Source organism: Dickeya sp. ws52, from assembly GCF_007210685.1.
Classification (GTDB): Bacteria; Pseudomonadota; Gammaproteobacteria; order Enterobacterales; family Enterobacteriaceae; genus Dickeya; species Dickeya chrysanthemi.
The window spans coordinates 187,428-210,715 of sequence record NZ_SZVX01000006.1; the positions used below are offsets into that span (position 1 = coordinate 187,428).

23 protein-coding genes and 1 tRNA gene are annotated in these 23,288 nt (G+C 54.8%); 11 read left to right on the top strand and 13 right to left on the bottom strand.

From position 1 onward, the window contains the following. Positions 1-86 precede the first annotated feature (86 nt). Entirely contained in the window at positions 87-716 is a 630-nt protein-coding gene (locus FDP13_RS07940) for a TfoX/Sxy family DNA transformation protein (RefSeq protein WP_143839160.1), read from the top strand. Here the strand turns inward: FDP13_RS07940 and yccS are convergent. Continuing rightward, positions 713-2,908, bottom strand: a complete 2,196-nt coding sequence (gene yccS / locus FDP13_RS07945) for a YccS family putative transporter (protein WP_143839161.1) — start codon at positions 2,906-2,908, stop codon at positions 713-715. The two genes, FDP13_RS07940 and yccS, sit on opposite strands and share 4 nt — an antisense overlap. 18 nt (positions 2,909-2,926) lie before the next feature. Beyond that, positions 2,927-3,373: a YccF domain-containing protein gene (locus FDP13_RS07950; RefSeq protein WP_012768957.1), complete on the bottom strand. Its 447-nt coding sequence runs from the start codon at positions 3,371-3,373 to the stop codon at positions 2,927-2,929. Positions 3,374-3,526: 153 nt separating this feature from the next. Between FDP13_RS07950 and helD the strand changes: the two genes are divergently transcribed. Next, complete coding sequence (gene helD, locus FDP13_RS07955) at positions 3,527-5,584, top strand: DNA helicase IV (protein ID WP_033576119.1); 2,058 nt, start codon at positions 3,527-3,529, stop codon at positions 5,582-5,584. Between the two features lie 79 nt (positions 5,585-5,663). Here helD and FDP13_RS07960 read toward each other — a convergent pair whose 3' ends face one another. Together FDP13_RS07960 and FDP13_RS07965 are read right to left on the bottom strand one after the other, a co-directional pair. After that, a complete protein-coding gene (locus FDP13_RS07960; RefSeq protein WP_012768959.1) occupies positions 5,664-6,122 on the bottom strand; it encodes a methylglyoxal synthase in 459 nt (152 codons plus the stop codon). Positions 6,123-6,264: 142 nt separating this feature from the next. Beyond that, entirely contained in the window at positions 6,265-6,912 is a 648-nt protein-coding gene (locus FDP13_RS07965; RefSeq protein WP_027711370.1) for a DUF2057 family protein, read from the bottom strand. Between the two features lie 248 nt (positions 6,913-7,160). Here FDP13_RS07965 and FDP13_RS07970 point away from each other — a divergent pair, with 248 nt between their 5' ends. Further along, positions 7,161-7,574 (top strand): CoA-binding protein, encoded by a 414-nt coding sequence (locus tag FDP13_RS07970; RefSeq protein WP_012768961.1) that lies wholly within the window; start codon positions 7,161-7,163, stop codon positions 7,572-7,574. 79 nt (positions 7,575-7,653) lie between these two features. Here the strand turns inward: FDP13_RS07970 and hspQ are convergent, their stop codons facing one another. Continuing rightward, positions 7,654-7,962: a heat shock protein HspQ gene (gene hspQ / locus FDP13_RS07975; protein ID WP_012768962.1), complete on the bottom strand. Its 309-nt coding sequence runs from the start codon at positions 7,960-7,962 to the stop codon at positions 7,654-7,656. 201 nt (positions 7,963-8,163) lie between these two features. Between hspQ and yccX the strand changes: the two genes are divergently transcribed. Further along, on the top strand, positions 8,164-8,442 hold the full coding sequence (gene yccX / locus FDP13_RS07980) for an acylphosphatase (protein ID WP_143839162.1): 279 nt from the start codon (positions 8,164-8,166) through the stop codon (positions 8,440-8,442). 84 nt (positions 8,443-8,526) lie between these two features. Here yccX and tusE read toward each other — a convergent pair whose 3' ends face one another. Together tusE and yccA are read right to left on the bottom strand one after the other, a co-directional pair. Then, on the bottom strand, positions 8,527-8,856 hold the full coding sequence (gene tusE / locus FDP13_RS07985; protein ID WP_012768964.1) for a sulfurtransferase TusE: 330 nt from the start codon (positions 8,854-8,856) through the stop codon (positions 8,527-8,529). A gap of 150 nt (positions 8,857-9,006) precedes the next feature. After that, entirely contained in the window at positions 9,007-9,666 is a 660-nt protein-coding gene (gene yccA / locus FDP13_RS07990; protein ID WP_027711372.1) for an FtsH protease modulator YccA, read from the bottom strand. A 224-nt stretch (positions 9,667-9,890) separates the two neighbouring features. Here yccA and FDP13_RS07995 point away from each other — a divergent pair. Further along, positions 9,891-9,978: transfer RNA gene (locus FDP13_RS07995), tRNA-Ser, on the top strand. A 147-nt stretch (positions 9,979-10,125) separates the two neighbouring features. Further along, positions 10,126-10,650, top strand: coding sequence for an isochorismatase family protein (locus tag FDP13_RS08000; protein ID WP_012768972.1), 525 nt, complete (start codon positions 10,126-10,128; stop codon positions 10,648-10,650). 10 nt (positions 10,651-10,660) lie between these two features. On the opposite strand, the gene FDP13_RS08005 is transcribed toward FDP13_RS08000, so the two are convergent. Then, the gene (locus tag FDP13_RS08005; RefSeq protein WP_033576173.1) at positions 10,661-11,035 is read right to left on the bottom strand and encodes a DUF4186 domain-containing protein; all 375 of its coding nucleotides are present in this window, start codon (positions 11,033-11,035) and stop codon (positions 10,661-10,663) included. A 209-nt stretch (positions 11,036-11,244) separates the two neighbouring features. On the opposite strand from FDP13_RS08005, the gene FDP13_RS08010 reads away from it, so the two are divergent. After that, complete coding sequence (locus tag FDP13_RS08010) at positions 11,245-11,673, top strand: universal stress protein (protein WP_033576174.1); 429 nt, start codon at positions 11,245-11,247, stop codon at positions 11,671-11,673. Positions 11,674-11,721: 48 nt separating this feature from the next. Here FDP13_RS08010 and FDP13_RS08015 read toward each other — a convergent pair whose 3' ends face one another. From FDP13_RS08015 to ppk1, 4 genes are all read right to left on the bottom strand, one after another. After that, positions 11,722-11,988, bottom strand: a complete 267-nt coding sequence (locus tag FDP13_RS08015) for a DksA/TraR family C4-type zinc finger protein (RefSeq protein WP_027711375.1) — start codon at positions 11,986-11,988, stop codon at positions 11,722-11,724. A gap of 167 nt (positions 11,989-12,155) precedes the next feature. Next, positions 12,156-12,383 carry a YfgG family protein gene (locus FDP13_RS08020; protein WP_071603139.1) on the bottom strand — a complete coding sequence of 76 codons (228 nt, stop codon included), beginning with the start codon at positions 12,381-12,383 and terminating at the stop codon, positions 12,156-12,158. Positions 12,384-12,597: 214 nt separating this feature from the next. Then, positions 12,598-14,127 carry an exopolyphosphatase gene (gene ppx / locus FDP13_RS08025; RefSeq protein ID WP_012768976.1) on the bottom strand — a complete coding sequence of 510 codons (1,530 nt, stop codon included), beginning with the start codon at positions 14,125-14,127 and terminating at the stop codon, positions 12,598-12,600. Positions 14,128-14,131: 4 nt separating this feature from the next. Next, complete coding sequence (ppk1, locus tag FDP13_RS08030; protein ID WP_143839163.1) at positions 14,132-16,201, bottom strand: polyphosphate kinase 1; 2,070 nt, start codon at positions 16,199-16,201, stop codon at positions 14,132-14,134. Between the two features lie 222 nt (positions 16,202-16,423). On the opposite strand from ppk1, the gene FDP13_RS08035 reads away from it, so the two are divergent. From FDP13_RS08035 to FDP13_RS08050, 4 genes are all read left to right on the top strand, one after another. Continuing rightward, a complete protein-coding gene (locus FDP13_RS08035; RefSeq protein ID WP_143839164.1) occupies positions 16,424-18,640 on the top strand; it encodes an ABC transporter permease subunit in 2,217 nt (738 codons plus the stop codon). Then, on the top strand, positions 18,637-20,283 hold the full coding sequence (gene pstA / locus FDP13_RS08040; RefSeq protein ID WP_143839165.1) for a phosphate ABC transporter permease PstA: 1,647 nt from the start codon (positions 18,637-18,639) through the stop codon (positions 20,281-20,283). The genes FDP13_RS08035 and pstA overlap by 4 nt, the downstream gene beginning before the upstream one ends. 17 nt (positions 20,284-20,300) lie before the next feature. Continuing rightward, positions 20,301-21,116, top strand: a complete 816-nt coding sequence (gene pstB / locus FDP13_RS08045; RefSeq protein WP_012768980.1) for a phosphate ABC transporter ATP-binding protein PstB — start codon at positions 20,301-20,303, stop codon at positions 21,114-21,116. 181 nt (positions 21,117-21,297) lie between these two features. Then, positions 21,298-21,738 (top strand): helix-turn-helix domain-containing protein, encoded by a 441-nt coding sequence (locus FDP13_RS08050; RefSeq protein ID WP_027711380.1) that lies wholly within the window; start codon positions 21,298-21,300, stop codon positions 21,736-21,738. A 122-nt stretch (positions 21,739-21,860) separates the two neighbouring features. Here the strand turns inward: FDP13_RS08050 and FDP13_RS08055 are convergent, their stop codons facing one another. Then, positions 21,861-23,231, bottom strand: coding sequence for an L-serine ammonia-lyase (locus tag FDP13_RS08055; protein WP_143839166.1), 1,371 nt, complete (start codon positions 23,229-23,231; stop codon positions 21,861-21,863). Positions 23,232-23,288 lie beyond the last annotated feature (57 nt).

A 23,288-nucleotide genomic window follows, 5' to 3' on the forward strand; every position in this document is an offset into this window, starting at 1 on the left:
AGGGTGTTTTGCTGTGTTTAATTAATTGTTCCCGTTACAGATGTATTTGGTAAACAGGGAAAAATATTCAATACAAGGAATGAGTAATGAAAAAGCTGTGTGAAAAAAGGATTTTACAGGCGAAAACAGTATTTTCCCCGCTGGGAAGTATTCTTTCTCGCTCACAATTTGGCGGCTACAGCATTGCAGTGGATGGGGTGATTTTCGCGTTAGTCTCCAATGGTGAGCTTTATCTGCGTGCCGCGCCTGATAATGAGGCGTTTTTTCTCGACAGGCAAACACCCAAACTTATCTATACCAAGCGCGGTTTGCCGGTGCCGCTTAATTATTATCTGGTGGGGGAGACGCTCTGGCAGGACGAATCCGTACTGTTGGAATTGGCGTCGTGTGCCCTCGAGGGGGCTCGTCAGGACAAAGCCGCCAGAATGCGTTGCATCAGATTAAAAGACCTGCCGAATATCAACCATGACCTGGAGCGTTTACTCTGGAAGGTCGGGATTAGAAATATTGATGAATTACATCGTCTTGGCGCTAAAACCAGCTACCTCAAACTGCGGTCTGTCAGCCAGAATCTAAGCGTTAATGTGTTGCTGGCGCTGGCGGGCGCAATCTGTGGCGTCCATCAGGCGGCGTTACCGCAAGTCGTGCGCAGCGAACTGATTGAATGGTTCGAGAATACCAGTCTGCGTGCTATCAGACCTCCCAGAATCAATTAGTGCGCAGAGGTCTGTTGTCGATTCCGATGCATCGGTTCCTGTGTGTGATTTTCTTCGGCGATCATCTGATTTTTCAGTTGCGTCAGTTCCGGCAGCAGGCCGATGATCAGGTTCACCTGCTGCAGCAGTAATTGCCCTGTGCTGTCTTGTTCCGGTGACTGAGTATGAATACGGTTTTTCAGCGCTTCCAGTTCGCGGTCCAGTACCGTTTGGTCGCTGTTATCTTGATGAAGTGCGTCATCGACATAACAAACGGCATCATTGAGTAATTGCAGGGTTTCAGACGACTGAATGTGTTCGCGGTGAGCCCCCAACGTCGAGATATATCCCAGCAAGGTGTGGTTGAGGCACATTAGCCGGAAGACGTTTTCCCGCATACCAAGGCGGGCGTGGGGTTCTGCCGACATATTGGACACCACTGAAGCCAGCTCCGCATCGCTATTGTGGGCATCGCGACGAGCGATGCGATAAGGCAATCCGTTATCTTTGCCTTGATGATATTGGAGCATGATGGCATCGAGATAGCGGCAATTCGCATTCATCGCTTTATTTATCACGGCGGGAAGACCGCGGAATTTCCAGTCCGGCCAGATAAAACTGACCGCTGCCCAGGCAATACCACAGCCCGCCAACGTGTCGACTACCCTGGGAATGGCAACCTCCAGCCCTTCGCCCAATAAATTAAAACACATCAATACCAGCAGCGTGATAAACAGCGTGGCTTGGGCGTATTGCACGGTGCGGAAGGCAAAAAACAAGACGCCGCTGATAACAATCAGCGCCAGTTGTCCTTCCAGAGAGGGCACGATATACAGTAAAGGAACGCCGATGAGTACGCCGCCCAGCGTTCCGATAATACGTAGGGCTAAACGTCGGCGGGTGGCGTTGTAGTTGGGCTGACAGACAAACAGGCTGGTCAACAGGATCCAGTAGCCGTGTTGTAACCCGGTTAATTGAATAATCGCGTAGCCGATGCACAGTACCAGCGACATACGAACCGCATGTCGAAATAGTGAGGATTGCGGCGTCAGGTGACGGCTGATACGTAACCTGATATCGCTCCAGCCGGTAATTTTATCGTCTGAAAGCCGGCTTTCCGCCGTAAGACGGTGATTGTGGCGTTCCAGCGTCTGCTCGGACTGGATATTGATGAATTGGGCGTCAATTGCTCGTAAATTATTGAGTAAATGGCGTAATGCCTTGATGTACAAAGTTTCTATCCCTTGAGCGGCTAACCTGCCGATAGCCGCATCAAGATGAAAGAAGGCTCGCTCAATACGGTAATCATGCTGATATTTTTGTTGCAGCAAAATGGACTGTGATACTTGCTGGCAGGCGCGCGATAACATAAATAGCAAACGCTGAAACCGAAACGGCACATCGCTGTAGCGCAACATCTGTCGCAGTTGTTCGTATTGGATGTGTGCCGAGCTGGCGCGTTCGTGAATATCCTGCGCGACAAAATAATAGTGTAACGTGCGTCGGGTTCCGCGCTGGCCGCGGTCGCCGCGCAACCGAGTCAGTAGCGACGCCTTAGCCTGATTGAGCGTATCAACCAACCGGCCGTTGGCCATCGCCACGTCAATCAACGATTGGTCGTTATCATCAAGATCAGGGTCAAACAGATTGGATTTGGTTTCCAGATAATGAGCCAACTGCTGGTAGCAACGAGCCAGGTTGTCCTGAAGCGGTCGAATAGGAAACAGCACGTGGCCGAGTAGGGTCAGCAAGTTGTACCACAATGCCCCCAACAACAGCAGAAACGGTTGCTGATACCAGTCGTTGTAAAGCGATATACCCAGCATGGTGTAGATGGCAATCAGCAGTGCGCCAAACGCGATGGTGGCATAGCGTTGTCCCAGCGAGCCCAGCAGAATAAAGCTCCAGGTTGAACCGGCCAGCCCAATGGCGAATAACCAGGGATACGGATAAAGCAGCTCGATTGACACCGAGGCGACCAGGAAACAGGCAAGGGTAATGATCAAATTAAACAGACGGCCGGACAACCGGTCATCAAGGTCTGTCAGCGCGGCGGCGACGACCCCCAGCGTTAAAGGAATGGTGCTGGTCGATACTCCCAGCCACCAAGGGACGAGCGCCACACCACTGAGTGCGATGAGAATCCGCAGATTATACAGCCAGCTACTGTTATAGATGACCTGCCGCAGATTGGTTGTGACGTTCAATTGCACGATGATGACCCGCTTTGGTTACTGATAACGCCGACGGGCGTTGGCTTCTCTTGCGGCGCGCGCCTCTTCCACCGACACGACGCGGCGTCCCACCGGCCAGAGTGCGATGGCGGCGATTTTGAAATTGGCGATGCCCACCGGGATGCCGATAATCGTCAGACATTGCGCGATACCACTGGCAATGTGCGACAGGCACAGCCACCAGCCGAAAAAGACCAGCCAGAATACATTGAGTAGAGTACCGCCGGCATTAAGCAGCGTATTTTTTTGCTCAGGCTGCAGTTCGTCGACATGGATGGCTTCATTACCATAGGGGAACAGTGAGAGTTTGGTGATTTCCCAGCATGAGCGTGTCAGCGGCAGGGTAAAGACCAACACGATGCTGACCGCCGTGGCCAGCAGCCAGGCGAGCGTGGTGAAAAAACCACCCAGCACGAAATTCAGGATATTAAGTACGGCTCGCATGATATGAACACCCTCGGTCAAACCCTATGACGGGAAACGAATTATCACATTATTAGCCGGGTTATTCTAACGTGTTTTTCTGGCTAGAGCGTGGGGTCGGATAGCGGTTACACTACAACTTTGAACATTTCTTCTGAAAATGGCACAGCGCTCATGGAACTGAAATCGACCTCGTTGGGTAAGCACCTGGCACAGCATCCCTACAACCGTGTGCAATTGCTGAATGCCGGTGTCAATGTCAGCGGCGACCGACACGAATACCTCATCCCCTTTAATCAGTTGCTGGCGATTCGCTGTAAGAAAGGGCTGATCTGGGGAGAGCTGGAATTCGAGTTGCCGGAGAACAAGGTGGTGCGTCTGCACGGTACGGAATGGCAGGAAACGCAGCAGTTTTTCCGTCATCTGTTCAAGTCCTGGCAGAGCTGGAGCCAGGAGATGAGCGAGGTGTGCAAAGACGTATTGCAGCAACTGGCGGAGAAGATTACGACGCAGGAAACGGTAGATGGCTGGTTCAGCCGTCAGACACTGATGCGCGTTCAACAAGAGATCCGAAGTGGGTTCGCCGCGTTGCCGTTACCATTGGCGCGTCTGGATGAATTTGAACATTGCCGGGACAATTATCAGCGTTGTCTGCGTTGGTTGGAGCAAGGCGAGACCCTGCGTCAGCAAGCCAATCAGTTTTGGACGGAAACCACGTTGGTCGGGCACAAAGCCTTTTTCGATACGGTGGAAAGCTCACCGTTAAACCCCAGTCAGTGTCGGGCGGTAGTGAACGGCGAAAATGCCGTGCTGGTGTTGGCCGGCGCAGGCAGCGGCAAAACCTCGGTATTGGTGGCGCGAGCCGCCTGGTTGCTGCATCGGGCCGAGGCGTCGCCTGAGCAGATCTTATTATTGGCGTTTGGTCGGCAAGCTGCGGATGAAATGAACGGCCGTATTCATGAGCGGCTGCATACGGATGAGGTTCAGGCGAAGACGTTTCATGCGTTGGCGTTGCACATTATCCAGCAGTGCAGCCGTAAGGCTCCGGTCATCAGTCGGCTGGAAACCGACGGCGCGCACCGACGCACATTTCTGATCCAGCACTGGCAGCAGCAGTGTGACGAAAAGAAAACCCAGGCGAAAGGCTGGCGGCAGTGGTTGACCGAAGAACTGGAATGGACGTTGCCTGAGGGAAATTTTTGGCAGGATGCGGCCATCGCATCAAGATTGGCCGGACGGCTGGAGCGCTGGTTAGGGGTGATGCGGATGCAAGGCGGCACCCAAAGCGAGATGCTGGCATTGGCCGACGACGAAACCCGGCCGCTATTCCAGCAACGGTTAAGATTAATGGCGCCACTGCTGAAAGCATGGAAAAAAGCCTTAAAGGATGAAGGCGCCGTCGATTTCTCCGGTTTGATCCACCAGGCGGTCAACTATCTGGATAAGGGCCGTTTTGTCAGCCCGTGGCGGCATATTCTGGTGGATGAGTTTCAGGATATCTCCCCTCAGCGCGCTCGTTTGCTGGAAGCGTTGCGCCGACAATCGCCGGAGAGCAGCCTGTTTGCGGTTGGCGATGACTGGCAGGCTATTTACCGGTTTAGTGGTGCAGAGTTAACGCTTACCACGGCATTTGAGCCGCATTTCGGCGAAGGCGCGCAGTGTGTATTGGATACCACCTATCGCTTTAACCATCGCATCGGCGAGATCGCCAACCGGTTTATTCAGCAAAATCCGGCCCAGCTAAAAAAAGTGCTCAACAGCTTGCGAGACGGCGATAGAAAATCGGTAGTGTTGTTGCCGCAAGAACAGTTGGATGCCTTGCTGGATAAGATGAGCGGTTATGTGGCGGCACAGGCGCGTATACTGGTATTGGCGCGTTATCACCATTTGCGCCCTGATGTATTGGATAAGGCGCAGACCCGTTGGCCGCATTTGAACCTCCATTTCATGACGATTCATGCCAGCAAAGGGCAACAAGCGGATTACGTGATTGTGTTGGGGTTGCATGAAGGACGCGACGGTTTTCCCGCGCCGCAGCGAGAGTCCGTGCTGGAAGCGGTCTTGCTCCCTCGGCCAGAACCTTTTCCGGATGCAGAGGAGCGCCGATTGTTATATGTCGCGTTGACCCGTGCCAGGCATCAGGTGTGGTTGATGTACGATCGCGACGAACCCTCGGTGTTTGTCGAGGATTTGCACCAGCTAGGGGTGCCGATGCAGCGCAAACCGAGCTAACGGTTGTGGTTTTATCTATGTCTGCCGGTGAGAGAAAACTGGCCGGGAAATCGACCAGTTTTCATGGAAAACAGAGCGGTTACTTCAGCCGCCCCTGAAGGTAACGCTGATAGTCAGGAATGGTGACGGAAACCGACTGGCGGAACAGCGTGGAATTGATCAGGAAGTCTGCCGTCGAGCGGTTGGTGGCGACCGGAATATTCCACACCGTAGCCAGCCGCAGCAACGCTTTGACGTCAGGGTCATGCGGCACGGCGTTGAGCGGATCCCAGAAAAAAATCAGCATGTCGATTTTTCCTTCCGAGATCAGGGCACCCACCTGCTGATCACCGCCCATCGGCCCGCTCAGCATACTTCTGACCGGCAGTCCGGTATGGAGTTGAATCAGGTTGCCTGTCGTGCCGGTAGCATACAAATGGTGTTCCGCCAGTTGGCTTTTGTTGGCGCTAACCCATTCCAGCAGCGATTCTTTACAGTGATCGTGCGCAACCAGTGCAATGTGCTTATGCACCTCGATTGTGCGGGTGGTGTACTCCATGGCGACATCCTTCGAACAGTATAATTTCGAACAGTATAGTTTTTACAGATTACGAAAACGCGGTTTCAGTGGAAAGTAGCAGACTGAAAAAATGCGAGCATCTTTCCAAAAACGGCGTTTTTTGTCTGTAAAATCAGCATGATTATTGGGTTTCTCTGTCTCTTGCCCATTCGAGAAAACGCTGGCGTGTGCTTTTGTCCGCTTGTTGAAACCAGTACTGCATGATGCTGAGCGGATCCAGTGGATTGGCTGTGGTGCTGGTTGTTGTCGAGGCCTTTGCCGTCGATTGTGGCGCGAACGCGATAACGGCTGCCGGTTGGCCTGAACGATTGTAATCAGTCATGCGTTTTTCGATTTCACCGGCTAAGTCCGTTTCGCCGACAGTCAGAACATCGGTACGAATCGAGATAGGCAGACTTTTGCCGTCTACCCATTGGTAATTGGGGGATTGGCTGAAACTCCGTCGCGCTGCGGCGTCTTCCAGGTCAGGCAGTCGAACAGAGACTTCATTCAGATTGCGGGCGTCAAATACCGTGATCAGGCCCGGCGAACGGTAAGTCTGCTTTATTCCCATCGGTGCATTAACGGACTTCAGTACCTGAAAGACGATCTGGTGAGAGCCTTTTTCCAGCTCGAGACTGTCGGCGCCATTAAGGAGTGAACCGGAGACCTTTTTCCCATCGATCATCATCAATTCGATATCAGGCCTGAGTTTCAGCGTCGTCGCCATCGCCAGAGAACTGAGCGTGAGCAACCACAATGTGGCGGCGATAGCGGAAATGGTTTTCATACGTGCCTCATGACAAATCTCGTTACCATATTGTTCAATAACGAACATAATGTGTCAAAATTTAAAAAATGAAATATTTGGTTATTAATCGGTTGCCGTCCAGCAAGGGGTGCGAGTTGTTGCCGATGGATTTTGCTGGCTGGGCGTATGGGCGCAGAGATTCTGCGTTACACTGATAGCAGACAGCGCCGGGACGTCGGCATTACCGCTAAGCGCTGCCTGTCGGGTGAATAGTCACGGAGGCAACCATGCAAGACAACGACATTAAAGCGTTACTCAATCAGGTGAAAACCATTGCGTTGGTCGGTGCCAGCGAGAACCCCTCGCGCCCCAGCTACGTAGTGATGGCCTATCTGCTTGGGCAAGGTTATCGGGTTATTCCGGTCAGCCCACGTCTGGCAGGGCAAACTCTGCTGGGGCAAACTGCCTATGCGTCACTGGCTGAGATTCCGGAGCCGGTCGATATGGTGGATGTCTTTCGCCAGCCGGATGCCGCGTTTGAAGTGGCTCAGGAGGCTATCGCGATTGGCGCACGCGTGCTGTGGTTGCAGATTGGCGTGATCAATGAAGCGGCGGCAGTACTGGCGCATGACGCCGGCTTATCGGTGGTGATGGATCGGTGTCCGAAAATTGAAATTCCCCGGCTGGGGCTGGAGAAATAGGTTTTCGCCTCATGCTCCGATAAGGAACAACACTGATGGTAAACGTGCGCTGTAATGATCACATGGCAATCGTCGTATATTAGTGCAGCAGACGTGGTGCGCGGCGCCGAATCGTGGCGGCCAGTTCGTCCAGGGATGGATGATCGATGGGGTTGGGGTCCTCGTTGATCAGTTGTTCTTCCGCCAGATAAGTATGAATGGGGCGACCATGCTCGTCTTCCATCACTACGTGATACCAGGGCGCCGTTCGCAAGGTGTCATTGACCGAAAGTTCCTCCCACTTTGGTTGTTCGAGGGAGTACTCAGGATCAATATCGATAACGACGCCGGGATACCCCAGTAGCTTATGACGAATCTGCTGTCCGATGGTGAATTTACAGTTAATCATATGACCTCCCGAGAAACGTATTACGTACCTTAAATGGGGGGATGGGGCGTGATTTTCAAGTCATCTGGCGCGGCAGCGATTTTTATCACGGTAACTAACCCGTCACACTTGCTCTTGTCTTAATCATAGGCTGAGTAATAGTAAAAAGGCGTTAAGTCCGATGCATTTTTACACGGCATCCCATGTGATTAAGGAGGACATATGCCGACAGTATCTGTGATTGCGTGGGTGTACGGAATGGTACAAGGGGTGGGGTTTCGCTATCACACTCAATTGCAGGCCCGCCAGTTGGGTGTGTGGGGTTATGTCCGCAACTGTGACGACGGCAGCGTGGAGGTCGTCGCCAGTGGAGATCACCAGGCTGTAGAGCAACTGATGGCCTGGCTGAAGCAGGGAGGGCCGCGCCACGCCCGGGTGGACAAGGTTCTGATTGAACCCTATCCCGTTACCGATGAGCGTGATTTTACTATTCGTTATTAAACCCAGGTCGTTATTAAAACCCGGCCGTTATTAAAACCCGGCCGTTATTAAACCCAGGTCGCTATTAAGCCTGGTGCCGAAGATTCAGATGCATTTTACCGGTTTCGGCAGCCCGGCGATTTTCGTGGCCTGTTTGGCCGGGCCTTTGGGAAACAGGCGATAGAGATAGCGACTGTTGCCTTTTTCCTCACCGTATTTCTGCGCCATGGCTTTCACCAACATGCGGATGGCGGGCGAGGTATTGAATTCGAGGTAAAACGCTCGGACAAAACGAACGACTTCCCAGTGCGCGTCGGTGAGCGTGATGCCTTCTTGTTCCGCCAGTATCGGGGCCATGCCCTCTTGCCAGTCGCGGCTGTCTTTCAGATATCCCTGAGCATCGGTTTCGATGACTCGGTCTTCAAACACTAACATATTGCCTCGGTATCACGTGAAAACGCGCCTAGTCTAGCAAACTTTAAGGGATACGCAGAAGAGGGCGCACTGACCGGTATGAATGTCGTGTTGGCTAACAGCAACAAGGCGCCCGAAGGCGCCTTGTCTGACAGTCTGACAGCGGGAAGATTACTCGCTGCGCGACATGCCCAGCAGACTCAGGAGGCTGACAAACAGGTTGTAGATGGAAACATACAAGCTGACCGTCGCACGAATGTAGTTGGTTTCTCCGCCATGGATGATGTTGCTGGTTTCCCACAGAATGGCGCCGGCGGAGAACAGGATAAACATTGCGCTAATCGCCAAATGCAGCCCCGGCAGATTCAGGAACAGGTTGGCAATGGTTGCGACCAGCAACACCACAAAACCTGCCATCAGCATACCGGACAGGAAAGACATGTCCTTACGGGTAGTCAGCACATAAGCGGAACAGCAGAAGAACACCAGCGCCGTGCCGCCCAATGCCAACATGATAATGTCGCTGGCGCCTGCGGCGATCAACGAACTCAGCAGCGGGCCGAGGGTATAACCCATAAAACCGGTCAGCGCGAATGCCGCCAGAATCCCTGCCGGGCGGTCTGCCAGACGGTAGGTCAGGAACATCAGGCCGTAAAAGCCGACCAACGTCAGAATCAGGCCGGGAGACGGCAGATTCAGCACCGTACTCAGGGTGGCGGTGACGGCGGAAAAACCCAGCGTCAGCGACAGCAGGAAATAAGTATTACGAAGTACCTTATGGGTACTGAGCAGCGACTGCTCGCGAGTGGAAGAGGCAATAATACGGTCCATATAACGACTCTCTCTATAAGGGGGCCATTGTTGTCTTTAAAAAGAGTAAGTAGTTGCGTTATGTTATTAAAGCCGGTTTACCCTTCTTTACGCAGTTGACGATAAAAGTTTGAGTCTGATGGCTATTTTGTACGCTCTTAATGAGTTATTGCCTGTTTTTCAGGCGATCGAACGCTATGTCGCTTTACAACATCCAGCGCACTGTTTATAGTTCGCGTCGTTGCGGAGGAGTGGCCGAGTGGTTGAAGGCACCGGTCTTGAAAACCGGCGACGCGAAAGCGTTCTAGAGTTCGAATCTCTACTCCTCCGCCAAAATTCTAACGGGTCAGCATTATGCTGGCCCGTTTTCGTTTGTGCTGAAATTCCTGTCTTCAATCCTATTTTTCAATTTCCATTCATGTGGTTCTGCCCGGTGACGCAGTATGATAGTGCCTGTCGCTATGGGTTCCGGAGAAAAACATGCAGGTGTTAATCGTCGTCGATATGCAAAACGGTGTGTTCGCCACGCCGCGTTATCAGCAGGACATCGTGGTTGAGCGCATCAATCGGTTAATTGATGCGGCGGATCAGACCATTTTTATTCAGCATACGGATGCAGACATGCCGCCCGGCAGTGAAGCATGGCAGTTATTGCCCGCACTGCATCGCCCTGTGAATGCTATTTCCGTCACTAAAACGGCTTGCGATGCGTTTTACCGTACCGAATTGGCCGAAATATTAAGCCGCCTGCATGTTCAACATTTCACGCTATGCGGTTGCGCCACTGATTACTGCGTCGATGCTACCATCAAAAACGCCGCCAGCCGGGGGTATGCTCAGACGGTAGCAGGAGATGCCCATACCACGGCGGACCGCCGGGCGGTGAGCGCCGCGCAACTGATCGCCCAGCATAATGATGTCTGGCGTGATTTCATTATTCCCGGCAATACCTTACTGGTGAAAGATACCGAAGTTATCTTGCAGGCGTGGCAAACGCTAGCCTGAAACCGGCGAATTAGACGTTGGTGTGAGGTGTGTTGAGCAGGTCGCGCTCAAGCCAGCATAAAATAACATCGACGATATAGCGCTGTTCATCGTCAGTCAGCGGGCGATGTTGGTTGATATTATGCCATTTCTCCAGGCATCCCCGGCAACAGGTTGCGGTGGCGTGCTGAGCGATGAAAACCGGATGGCCGCGCATCGGCGTCTGTTTTCCATCGTTGACCGGCTCTGCCGGCGCCAGTCGCCGGGCAATAAAATCGGCGGCGTGAGAGGCAATCAGCTCTTTACCTTTGGTAAAACAGTCATCGCGCTCTTTGGCGCCCAAATGAAAACGCTGACGAAAACGGGAGCGCGATAGCCGTAAAAACAGCGCATCAAGTGTTGTCATGCATGAAGTCTGTGGGTCATGGTCGGCGGTTGGCTAAGACTACGCCTGTTGCCGAAAGTGGGCAAGGATGTCGGGTAACTGATTGTATTACATTGTTAATACGACAGATAAACCCGGCGTTGCTTCACAAATGCCTCAAAAACGACATCACGTGACGGCAAACGGAGCTACGCTTTCAGTATTGCGATGGCTGACTTAAGGGGACGATGATGTATAAGACCATTTTAGTACCCGTGGATATTGATGAAGAAGAGCTGACTCAAAAGGCATTGTCACACGCCGTAGCGCTGGCCCGACAATCCGGTGCTACCGTCCACCTGTTTCATGCGTTGCCTGACGCTTCGGCGTTTATGTCGGCATATTCGTTTGGCATCAAGGAGTTTGAGAACGAAGCGGTGATCAAAGCGGATAAAAAACTGCATGATTTGGTGAAAACCATCGATTTGCCGGCAGACAAGCTGTCTCACAGTATTAGTTTCGGTATTCCGCGCGATGAAGTGCTGGAGCTGGCTCAGGAAATTGAAGCTGACCTGATTGTGATTGGTTCGCGTCGGCCGAATGTGAAGACTTACTTGCTGGGGTCGAATGCGGCGGCGATCGTCCGCCATGCCCAAACCTCGGTGCTGGTCGTGCGGTGAGTCGGCGAGCGGGGCCCGGTGTCATGTCGGCATGAGCGGCCTCGTATTTCAGCGTAACTGGCTGTCTTTACTGCCACGCCGATTATAGCCACTGTTGAGCGTGTGTTTCTTATCCATTGTTTCCTGGCATTGCACGCAAAAACGAACCCCCGGCAGTGCCAGGCGACGTGCCTGCGGGATAGCCTCGCCGCATTCTTCGCAATACTGCGCGCTGCTGCCCTGATGTAACAGACTACGGGCGCGGGCGATGGCGTCATCTACCGTTGCGTCGATTTGATCCTGAACCGCCCCATCATTGGACCAACCACTGGCCATGATTGTCCCCATCCATCGTCAGTATGAGATCGGATGTTAAGTATGGCATGAAATGCACCGACAGCAGGCGCGGCAGCGCAAAAAAGCACGGCACCATACGGCTATGGCAGCAAAGGGCAATAGCATGAATCACTGAACGACATCAACAGCATCGGCAATAACGGATGCTATTCGCGTTGGGGAGTCACAGTCGTTGAAGTGGCAGCAGCGGCAACAGGCTGTTCAGCACGCTGTTGCTGTGTGTTCTGGTGATGGAAAAAAGCGCCGATGGCGGAATAGGCAAAACGACCAAACAGAATAATAAAACTAATCATCAGTACAGTACGGGCGATGCGCGTACCGGATCGTCGTCGCTGACGCAGGGCAATGCGCCGTTTGTGGGTAATCGTAGCCATTGGTTATCAGTTTCTCTGTGATCGCGAACATTCGCTGTATTTTATTTAGGCACAAGCTAACGGCATGGTCAACGTAAGTCGGGGAGAAAAGTGTGATGGTGGGTAGCCAGACGTGCGGTTGGGCGCAAGGTTGTGATTAACGTCACGGAAAAACGCCAATCTGATAACCGCAGGCCGGACAGCACACCACAGGTGCCGCCGGCCTGGAAAATGTTCAGACAGGCTCTTCTTCGATATACAGTTTCCAGCCGCTGACGTCGTCCCAGTATTGCTGTTCCCGCTCCAGATCAAGTTGGACCAACATGTTCTGGTTGAAGAACCCTTGTGGGAAGATCAACGTCCACGCGGTATCGTTGGCGATAAGACGCAACGTTTTCGGCGTGGTGGTCGCCTGGCGCTGATTGTTCAGCAGTGTGGCAAGGCGCAACAATTGCACCATCGGCAGGTACTGTTTCTTTTTGAACAGATTGAAGCGCGGCAATTCTTCCAGCCTGACCCCCTTGCGGTGCAGCCGCACCATCAGCGCCAGCAATTGCTGCTGTTCCTGATTGAAACCCGGCAGGTTGGTGTTCTGCAGGATGTAGGCGGAGTGACGATGCATACCGCTGTGATTAATGCCCAGCCCCACTTCATGCAGCATCGCCGACCATTTCAGCAACGCGCCCAGTTGCGGATGCACTAATGACGGATTCTGCTGCGCCCATTGGGCGTAAAGCTGCTCGGCGGTTTCCCTTACGCGTTTTGCCTGCTCCCGGTCAATGTTGTAATGGCTGGCCAGGCTTTGTGCGGTACGGATACGGATATCCTGATGGCGGAAACGGCCCTCCATTTCATACAGCACCCCTTCACGCAGGGCGCCGTCCGACAGGCGGAGTTCTTTGATCGCCAGAGCATCAAATACGCCGCACAGAATAGCGAAACCCGGCACCAGCACCGTCTGACGATCTTCAGTCAGCCCCGGCAGGCTGACCGCCCGGAAGTTTTTGAACTGCAGGATGCGTTCGCGCAGCATTTCCAGCCGCTCCGGGGTAATCAACCCGTCTTTTTCCCCCATCGCCACCAGAATTTCGCAGGTAGCCTTGATGGTACCGGACGCGCCGAGCGCGTAGTCCCAGCCGTAGATGCGGTATTCCCATGCCAGCGTTTCCAGCTTCTGTGCTGCGGCAAGCCGGGCACGCCGGAAATTGGCCTCGCTGATTTCGCCGTTGGGGAAAAACTGCTGGGCGAAACTGACGCACCCCATGCGACGGCTTTCTACCAGTATCGGTTCAAAATCTTCGCCGATGACCAGTTCGGTGGAGCCGCCGCCGATATCGATAACCAGCTTGCGGCCTTTTTCCGGCTGGGTGTGCTCCACCCCCATGAAGATCAGACGCGCTTCTTCATTGCCGGAGATAATCTCAATCGGGTAGGGCATGATTTTGGCGGCACGCCGCAGAAAATCCTGCGCATTGACCGCCTGGCGTAGCGCATGGGTGCCGACAATCGAGACATTGGTGGAGGGAAAGCCCTGCAACCGTTCGGCAAACAGCGCCAAACAGCTCAGCCCACGTTGCATCGATTCTTCGCTAAGCCGGTTTTGGCTGTCCAGCCCATCGGCCAGGTGTACGCGTTGCTTCAGACGGCTCAGTACCTGCAAAGCGCCATTGACGACGCGGGCTACCACCATATGGAAACTGTTGGAGCCCAGGTCGATAGCCGCGAATTCCTGGGGTTGTTCGGTATTGTGATTCGTTAAAGGCATTGGGTCAGGCCTGTTCTCCGGGTTGCTCGAGCGCCTTGATATAGTCATAGATGGCATTCTGGGCGCGTATTTTGCGCCGGTTACCGCGGGTGACATAGCGATTGCTTAATTCCTTGTCTACCACACGGGCTTTCACCGTATCGCTGAACAATATATCCAGTATGTCCAGCACCCGTTCCTTCAGCCTGTTGTCGAGCACTTCCACCGCAACTTCGATACGGTAATCAATATTACGTGTCATCCAATCGGCGGACGACAGGTACACCTTGTGATCGCCGCCGTTGTGGAACACATAGACGCGATCATGCTCCAGATAGCGGTCAAGGATACTGATGACACGAATATTATCGCTGATCCCGGGAAGTTCTGGAATCAGCGAGCACATGCCGCGAACCAGCAGGTTGATTTTTACACCGGCGCCGGAGGCGGCATACAACCGATCTACCAGCCCTTTATCTACCAGATTATTGATTTTTAGCGTTATTTTTGCTTCCAATCCCGCCTGTGCGTTGGCAATTTCTCGATCAATCATCTGATACAACCGCTCGCGGGAGTTTTGCGGCGACACCAGCAGATGGTCGAAACTGACCGGTCGGTACGGGTTTTCAATGAAGTTGAACACCCGGCGCACTTCGTTGGTGATGCGTTCATCCGCCGTCAGCAACGAATAGTCGGTATACAGGCGGGCGGTTTTCTCGTTGAAGTTACCGGTGCCGATGTGAGCGTAGCGCACAATATTGTCCCCTTCCTTGCGGGAAATCAGGAACAACTTGGCGTGAATCTTCAGCCCCGGCACCGAGAAGATAACGTGAACGCCGGCTTCCGTCAGCCGTTTGGCCCAGTGAATGTTGGCTTCTTCGTCAAAGCGCGCTTGCAGTTCCACCACCACCGTAACTTTCTTGCCGTTGTGGGCGGCGTGAATCATCGAATTAATGATGCGGGAATCTTTCGCCACACGGTAAATATTGATGCGGATAGAGAGTACGCTTGGGTCGAAAGAGGCCTGACGCAGCAGCTCCAGTACGTGCTCAAACGTGTGGTACGGGTAGTACAGCAGCACATCGCGGTGGCGAATGGCGTCAAAGCCATTGCGAAACTGGCTGAACCAGTGATGACGCAGGCGCGGTATCGGTTTGTTGACCAGATTGGCGCGGCCGATATTCGGGAAACCGATGAAATCTTTGAAATTGTGATAACGACCACCGGGGATCACCGAGTCATAAGAGGAGATACCCAGCTTGTGCAGCAGGCACTCCACCATCGCATCCGGCATGTCGCGCTGATAGACGAAGCGCACCGGCTTGGCGGTCAGGCGTTGTTTCAGGCTGGAGGACATCAGTTCCAGCAAGCTCGATTCCATTTCGGTGACCAGATCGTACTCGGCGTCGCGGGTCATTTTCATCGAGTAGGCATTCAGCGCGTCGAAATCGAAAAAGCCGCGGAAAATATCATCCAGACAGTAGCGCAGGATATTATCGATAAGGATCATGGTTTTGCGGCGATGCGGCGCTTCCGGCGGCAGGTCGACAAAACGGGGCACCTTGTCGGATGGAATTTCCAGCAACGCATAATCGGTTTGTTCGCCGCGGATGATTTCCACCGCCAGATAGGTGTAATCGTCTTTTAGAAACTCCACCAGATTGGTTTCCGGCAGAATCAGAATCGGCGTGATGTGCGGGCGCAGGTTTTGCCGAAAGTATTCGCGCAACCAGATTTGCTGGTTGGAGGAAACCTGACGCTCATTCACCAGAAAGATCTGATTGCGGGCCATTTCCAGCAACAGCTCATTGTACAAATTGTCGAACAGTTGGTCGGTTTTCAGTACCCGTGTTTGAATTTTTCCCAGTAAATGGCGCAGTTCGCCGGCGGAGCCTTGTTCTTCGTTGATCAGGATGCGGCGCTTCAGGTCGGCAAAGCGAACTTTGTAGAACTCGTCCAGATTGCTGGAATAGATCCCCAGAAATCGCATCCGCTCGATCAACGGATTGGATTTATCCGCAGCTTCCTGCAACACACGTTCATTAAAGGATAACCAACTCAACTCTTTTTCTATATAGAGTTTGTCCTGACTCATTATCGCTCCGTTACACTATTTTTACGTAAGTGTAGCTACTATCCACGTTCATTATGGCGCGCAAATGACGATAAAAGCGAATGCGCGTATCGACTTACCATTGTCATATTACAGGTGTAAAGGCAACATATGTTACCCCGTCAGCGGCGGGAAATTTCACTTCCTCTGTATTAATGCAAAGGAACCGGCGGATTTTCGACACGGCAGGAACAACGGCGACACATGGCGGACTCAGGCAATTTAGCGTATCGGGACAGGCGGCGGGCGTTGATCGACCGGCTGACGCGCCGGATTGTGGTGGGGAGCGGGTGGCTGGTGCTGCTGGCATTAGTACTGATCTTTTTTTATCTGCTGTATGTGGTTGTTCCGCTGTTTTCTTCCGCGTCTATCCGTCCGCTGGCGCCGGTGACGGCCGATATGCGCGAACCGACGCTGACGCTTGGCATCAGCGATAATGGTCGTTGGGCTTTTCGGGTGGATGCCGCCGGTTACGGTGAATTCATCGCGCTTGAGCGCGCTCAGGTTGTCGCCCGCGAGTCGGTAGCGCCGGCAGTCACGCTGGCGGCGATGAGTGCGGGTGAGCGCCCGCTACTGGTACTGGGGCAGGCGGACGGCGCGCTGAGCGTGGTTCGCCCGGAGTGGCCGTTGTCTGGCGATGACACGCCGCAGTGGCGATATCCGCTGGGTAAGCGGCCACGTCTACTGGGCGGAGCGGTTCAACCGTTGCGGCAACTGGCGGTTGCCGAATCGGGCGACATGTTGCGAGTGGCGAGGGTGACCGACGATAACCGTTTGCAACTTTATTCGTTACAACTCGATTCATTACCAGTCGATGCATTACCGCTTGTTTCCACATCGCGCGATGAGCCGGCCACCGCCGAGATTCAACCCATCGGGCAGACGGTGCTGACCGAACCGGCGGACCAGGTACTGCTGACGCCGGATGGGCAGCAGATCTATACCCTGAGTGCGAATCGCCTGACGGTGTGGCAGCTCGGTGAGCAAGTGCTTACCGCCCGTGAAACGGTGACGTTGCCGGGAACCGCGCCCTTGTCGCTGGCGCTGCTGGCCGGGGGGCATTCGTTGCTGGTGAAATCCGCCGACGGGCGCGTCAGCCAGTGGTTCGACACCCCGACGGCGGCGGGGCCGCGCCTGAATGAAATTCGCACCTTCCCTACCGTGGGGCGACAACTGCAACTGGTGACCGAACCGCGTCGTCGTGTGTTTGCCACCCTTGACCCGCAAGGCCATTTCTCGCTGTTCGCCAGTAAACAATCCGGCGAGCTGATGAGCGCGTTACTGGCGCCGCCCGCCGGCAAGGCGGCGTTTTCCCCTCGTGGGCGGGCGCTGTTGCTGGAAACGGCTACCGGCTGGCAACCCTATCAACTGGATAATGCTTACCCGGATATCGGCTGGCGTGGGCTATGGCAAAAACTCTGGTATGAAAGCTACCCCGAGCCGGATTATGTCTGGCAGCCGACCGCGGCTGATGATGGCTATCAGGCTAAATTCAGTCTGATTCCGTTGTTGAGCGGCACCTTCAAAGCCGCGCTGTATGCCATGCTGTTCGCCGCGCCGTTGGCGCTGGCGGCGGCGATGTATACCGCCTGTTTTATGACGCCGGCGTTGCGGCGTTGGATTAAACCTGCGATGGAAATCATGGGCGCGCTGCCGACGGTGGTGATTGGGCTGATTGCCGCGCTATGGCTGGCACCCCACATGGCGACCTATCTAGCCGCTATTTTGTTGTTGCCGCCGTTATGGGGCGCGGCGGTGCTGGGGTGCGGCTGGTGGCTGGAGCAATGGCCTGTCCGCTGGCGGCGCGGCGTGTTGGCCGGGTGGGATGCGTTGTTGTTGATACCGGCGATGTTATTAACGCTGGCGCTGGCGTGCTGGCTGGGGCCGTGGCTGGAGTTACGTTTGCTGGGGCAGCCGCTCTGGCAGTGGATGGGCGATCATTTCAGCCAGCGTAATACGCTGGTGGCAGGCGTTGCGTTGGGGTTTGCCTTGATCCCGCTGATTTTTTCGCTGGCGGAGGATGCCTTGTTTAGCGTGCCGCCGCGTTTGAGCCAGGGCTCGCTGGCGCTGGGGGCGACCGCGTGGCAAACGTTATGGCGGGTGGTGCTGCCATCGGCCAGCTCCGGCATTTTTGCTGCGTTGATGCTCAGTTTCGGCCGCGCGGTAGGCGAAACCATGATCGTGCTGATGGCGACCGGCAATACGCCGGTGATGGACAACAGCCTGTTTCAGGGATTGCGATCGCTGGCGGCCAACATCGCTATCGAAATGCCGGAAGCGGCGATGTCCAGCGCGCACTATCGGGTGTTGTTTTTAGCCGCGTTGGTCCTGTTTCTTTTTACTTTCGTGGTCAATTCGCTGGCGGAGGTGATTCGCCAGCGCCTGCGTCGCCGCTATCGTGATGAGGGAGAATTGTCATGAGGCGCTGGTTCAGTACCGGAACGCCCTGGATATGGCTAACGGCGTCTGCGATTACGTTCAGTTTGATCGCCATCGTCGCCGTATTTGTGTTGCTGATCGGGCAGAGTGCGCGCTATCTGTGGCCGCAACCGGTATGGCTGTTTAGTCTGCAGGATGCGCAGGGTAATACGCGACAGTTGATCGGCGAACGTTATGATGAGCAGTCGCTAACCCGGCAACAGTTAACGGATGCCGGTATCGTCAATGCACCCGAGACCGGGGCGACCCGTTATCTGCTGAAAACCGGGTGGCGAGAGGTATACGGGCAAAGCTTCCAGACGCTGCTGTCCCTATCGGTGGCCGACGCCGGCCGGCCGGCGAACATGCTGGCGGTGCGCCGCACTACCAACGGCATGGCGTATGGCTATCTCGACGGGATGACCGAAGATGGGCAACCGTTGGTGTCCGATAACCTGTCGTCGACGTTGCAACAACGTATTGCGCTGGTTCAGCAGTTGATGAAGCGTGCTCAGTCCCTGCGTTTGGGCGAGATGAACCGGATTAATCAGCAGTTCGATGCGTTGCGGTTGCAGGAAGAGAAACTGCGCCGGGAAAACCGGCTGGACGACCGGGCGCAGGCGCGTCTTAAGGCGGAGCGTACGGAGCTGGAGCACCATTTTAATGGGCTGAACCAGCAATTGCTGGCGCTTAATGCCGATATCAATCGCTCGGCGGTATGGGTGCGCGATGCGCAGGGGCAACGCCATACCATCCCGGTCAGAATGATTGACCGGGCGTGGTACCCGAATGCGATGACGCTGACCGAAAAAGCGCAGCAAACAGTGCAGGTGCTGGGCACCATGCTAACCCGGTTCGAGCCGGACGACAGTAGTCCCGGTCAGCTCTTTCCGGCGATTTTCGGCACCGTGCTGCTGGTGATTCTGATGTCGGTTATCGTGATGCCGCTGGGGGTCGTGGCGGCGGTTTATTTGCACGAATACGCCGATAACACCAATCTGACCCGTTGGGTGCGGGTTGCCGTGGCGAATCTGGCTGGCGTACCGTCGATCGTCTACGGTGTATTTGGGCTGGGCTTTTTTGTTTATCTGGTCGGCGGCACGCTGGATCACCTGTTTTATGCCGAGTCGCTGCCTAACCCGACCTTTGGTACGCCGGGGTTGCTGTGGGCCTCGCTGACGCTGGCGCTGTTGACGCTGCCGGTGGTTATCGTCTCTACCGAAGAAGGGTTGTCGCGAATCCCGGTGTCGGTGCGCCATGGATCGCTGGCGTTGGGGGCCACCCGGGCGGAAACCCTGTGGCGCGTGGTGTTACCGATGGCAGTGCCGGCGATGATGACCGGGCTGATTCTGGCGGTGGCGCGGGCGGCGGGGGAAACCGCGCCGCTCATGCTGGTGGGCGTGGTGAAATCGGTGCCGGCGTTGCCGGTGGATGAGATCTTCCCTTATTTGCACCTGGAGCGGAAATTCATGCATCTGGGGTTCCAGATTTACGATTTGGCATTCCAAAGCCCGGATGTGGAAGCGGCGCGCCCGCTGGTGTATACCACCGCGTTGTTGCTGGTGTTCATTGTGGTGGCGCTGAATCTGGCGGCAATCGGCATTCGCCATGTATTACGTGAAAAATACCGAATGATGTCACTCTGAGTGGCGGGAGAATAGTGATGGGCATGTCTAAACCGCTGGAGAGACTCCCCGTGATGGACGTCCACCGGTTAACCGATGAACAAACGGCGTTGTCGGCAGAGGGGCTGAATCTGTATTACGGCGACAAGCACGCACTGTGCGATATTTCGCTGCGTATTCCGAAAAACCGTGTGACGGCGCTAATTGGGCCATCCGGTTGCGGCAAGTCTACCTTGTTGCGTTGCTTTAACCGCATGAACGATCTGATGGACCGTTGCCGTATCGAAGGCGATCTCCGTCTGCAGGGCATGAACATCCACGATCCGTCGCTGGATGTCTCGACGCTGCGTCGCCGGGTCGGCATGGTGTTCCAGCGGCCTAATCCGTTTCCGAAATCCATTTATGAGAATGTGATTTACGGCTTGCGTTTGCAAGGCATGAAAGACCGGCGTCAACTGGACGAGGCGGTGGAAAGCGCGCTGCGGGCCGCCGCGTTGTGGCATGAAGTGAAAGATAGGCTGGGCGACAGCGCGCTGACGTTGTCCAGCGGACAACAACAACGGCTGGTGATCGCCCGAGCCATCGCCATCGAACCGGAAGTGTTATTGCTGGATGAACCGACCTCGGCGCTTGATCCGATTTCAACGCTGGTGATCGAAGAGCTTATTGGCGCGCTGAAGCGCCGTTTCACGCTGGTATTAGTGACGCATAACATGCAGCAGGCGGCGCGGGTATCGGATTACACGGCGTTTATCCATCACGGCCGGTTGATCGAATACAGCGAGACGGATGCGTTGTTTACCGCTCCGGCTGAACGTCGCACCGAAGATTACATCACCGGTCGTTTTGGCTAGTGGTTACCGCCACCGCGGTGTTTGCGTTGCATTCCACAAGGTAGGGTTGTTTCCATACTTTTTTCTTATGAAAAATTGACCTGCGTCGAGAAACTGACGTTTAGTTGCCTGCTCCGCGCTGTGATTGCATGGGGTGATGATAAACTGCGCGCAATTTAGCGTAGGGGCAAATAGCGGCATTATGAGATTCGGTACCATGAGCGAAGGTGAAATCATCACCGAGCTTTGTCGGCGTATAAAAGATGCGCGTATTCAGCAGCGATTATCCCAGGTGGATCTGGCCGAACGGGCCGGCCTCGGCATCGCCACCATCAAACGGGCGGAGATGGGGGAATCGATCACCCTGAGCAGCCTGCTGGCGATTCTGCGCGGGTTGAATCGCCTGCATCAATTGGAAGGCGTGCTATTTGATACCGAAGTTGAGAATTTCAATGCGCGACTTAATGGCGGGCAATCCCGTACGCCGTTACGCATTCGTAAGAAAAATACCGACGCGCCGGCTCCCGTCGCCGCAGCGGAATCGATGCCTAAGCCTGTCGCCAGCGCTCTTGACTGGTATGTTTCCGCGGCTGAAAACAATTTAATTTGGTCCTGGCCGGACAACGAAAAAAAACCTTCCTGAAAGAAGACGCCGGACTGATGCGTTGACATCAACCCGGCGTATTTTTGTCGCCTGCTTTGCCGCTCAGCGTGCTCACAGTCAGGCGATTGCGATTTTACCCGCAGCGGTTTATTCGCAGTGGTTTACTCGCAATGCACCACTTTGATCGCCAGACCGCCCCGGGAGGTTTCGCGGTATTTGGCGTTCATGTCTTTGCCGGTTTCGTACATGGTTTCAATCACTTTATCCAGCGAGACGCGGGGTTCGCTGGCGCGGCGAATCGCCATACGGGCGGCGTTGATCGCCTTGACGGAAGCGATGGCGTTACGCTCAATACAAGGCACCTGAACCTGACCGGCCACCGGGTCGCAGGTTAAACCGAGGTTGTGTTCCATACCGATTTCAGCGGCGATACACACCTGCTCCGGATTCGCGCCCAGCAGCTCTGCCAGACCGGCCGCCGCCATTGAGCAGGCGACGCCTACTTCACCCTGGCAACCCACTTCCGCGCCGGAAATCGACGCATTCATTTTGAACAGAATGCCGATGGCGCCGGAGGCCAGGAAATAGCGCAGGCAGGTGTCCGGCGTGACCGGTTGAATAAAGCGGTCGTAGTACGCCAGTACGGCAGGAATAATACCGCAGGCGCCGTTGGTCGGTGCGGTGACCACCCGGCCGCCGGCGGCGTTTTCTTCCGATACCGCCATAGCGAACATGTTGACCCAATCCATAGCATCCATCGGATCGTTGGAAAAACGCCCGTTGGTGAACAACAGCCGGTGTAACGCCGAGGCGCGACGTGGTACGCGTAGCGGGCCGGGCAGCACGCCTTCGGTGTTCATACCGCGATGAATGGCGTTCTGCATGGTTTGCCAGACGCTGGCGAAATAGGCTTCCAGCGCGTCGCGGCCGTGCATGGCGATTTCGTTTTTCATTATCACTGCCGACAGCGACAGGCAGTTATCGTGGCAGTGTTGCAACAGTTGGCGGGCGGAATAGAACGGCCAGGGCGCACACTCTTCCTGGGTATTCGGCTGACCGAAGTGTTCTTGATCGACCACGAAACCGCCGCCGATCGAATAGTAGGTTTTGCTATACAGCACCTTCTGGCCGGCATCGAGCGCGCGGATCGTCATGCCGTTTTCGTGTAGCGGCAGGTTTTCCGGCTGAAAACGCAGTGCGCTCTCCAGCGGGAAATTGACTTCATAGCGCCCATTGAGCAACGGCAGACGACCGCTGTGTTGGACTTGTTGAATAAAAGCCGGGATCGCGTCGATATCCACGCTATCCGGCAGGTTGCCCGCCAGTCCCATGATGATGGCGATATCGGTGTGGTGGCCCTTGCCGGTCAGAGCCAGCGAGCCATAAACATCAACGATAATGGTGTCAACCGATGAAATCAGAGACAGGTTAACCAGATCGTCGGTGAACATGTTGCCAGCTTTCATCGGGCCAACGGTATGCGAACTGGAAGGGCCGATACCAATTTTGAAAATATCAAATACGCTGACCATAGGGGGTTCCTTTCAGCTGACGCAGGCAGCCAGGCCGCCTGCGTCGGGAGGGACAGA

Bases quoted from the DNA above. Each gene is read 5' to 3' on its own strand.
- FDP13_RS07940 (WP_143839160.1), top strand. From the start codon at position 87: ATGAAAAAGCTGTGTGAAAAAAGGATTTTACAGGCGAAAACAGTATTT.
- FDP13_RS07950 (WP_012768957.1), bottom strand. From the start codon at position 3,373: ATGCGAGCCGTACTTAATATCCTGAATTTCGTGCTGGGTGGTTTTTTC.
- helD (WP_033576119.1), top strand. From the start codon at position 3,527: ATGGAACTGAAATCGACCTCGTTGGGTAAGCACCTGGCACAGCATCCC.
- FDP13_RS07960 (WP_012768959.1), bottom strand. From the start codon at position 6,122: ATGGAGTACACCACCCGCACAATCGAGGTGCATAAGCACATTGCACTG.
- FDP13_RS07965 (WP_027711370.1), bottom strand. From the start codon at position 6,912: ATGAAAACCATTTCCGCTATCGCCGCCACATTGTGGTTGCTCACGCTC.
- FDP13_RS07970 (WP_012768961.1), top strand. From the start codon at position 7,161: ATGCAAGACAACGACATTAAAGCGTTACTCAATCAGGTGAAAACCATT.
- hspQ (WP_012768962.1), bottom strand. From the start codon at position 7,962: ATGATTAACTGTAAATTCACCATCGGACAGCAGATTCGTCATAAGCTA.
- yccX (WP_143839162.1), top strand. From the start codon at position 8,164: ATGCCGACAGTATCTGTGATTGCGTGGGTGTACGGAATGGTACAAGGG.
- tusE (WP_012768964.1), bottom strand. From the start codon at position 8,856: ATGTTAGTGTTTGAAGACCGAGTCATCGAAACCGATGCTCAGGGATAT.
- yccA (WP_027711372.1), bottom strand. From the start codon at position 9,666: ATGGACCGTATTATTGCCTCTTCCACTCGCGAGCAGTCGCTGCTCAGT.
- FDP13_RS08000 (WP_012768972.1), top strand. From the start codon at position 10,126: ATGCAGGTGTTAATCGTCGTCGATATGCAAAACGGTGTGTTCGCCACG.
- FDP13_RS08005 (WP_033576173.1), bottom strand. From the start codon at position 11,035: ATGACAACACTTGATGCGCTGTTTTTACGGCTATCGCGCTCCCGTTTT.
- FDP13_RS08010 (WP_033576174.1), top strand. From the start codon at position 11,245: ATGTATAAGACCATTTTAGTACCCGTGGATATTGATGAAGAAGAGCTG.
- FDP13_RS08015 (WP_027711375.1), bottom strand. From the start codon at position 11,988: ATGGCCAGTGGTTGGTCCAATGATGGGGCGGTTCAGGATCAAATCGAC.
- FDP13_RS08020 (WP_071603139.1), bottom strand. From the start codon at position 12,383: ATGGCTACGATTACCCACAAACGGCGCATTGCCCTGCGTCAGCGACGA.
- ppx (WP_012768976.1), bottom strand. From the start codon at position 14,127: ATGCCTTTAACGAATCACAATACCGAACAACCCCAGGAATTCGCGGCT.
- ppk1 (WP_143839163.1), bottom strand. From the start codon at position 16,201: ATGAGTCAGGACAAACTCTATATAGAAAAAGAGTTGAGTTGGTTATCC.
- FDP13_RS08035 (WP_143839164.1), top strand. From the start codon at position 16,424: ATGGCGGACTCAGGCAATTTAGCGTATCGGGACAGGCGGCGGGCGTTG.
- pstA (WP_143839165.1), top strand. From the start codon at position 18,637: ATGAGGCGCTGGTTCAGTACCGGAACGCCCTGGATATGGCTAACGGCG.
- pstB (WP_012768980.1), top strand. From the start codon at position 20,301: ATGGGCATGTCTAAACCGCTGGAGAGACTCCCCGTGATGGACGTCCAC.
- FDP13_RS08050 (WP_027711380.1), top strand. From the start codon at position 21,298: ATGAGATTCGGTACCATGAGCGAAGGTGAAATCATCACCGAGCTTTGT.
- FDP13_RS08055 (WP_143839166.1), bottom strand. From the start codon at position 23,231: ATGGTCAGCGTATTTGATATTTTCAAAATTGGTATCGGCCCTTCCAGT.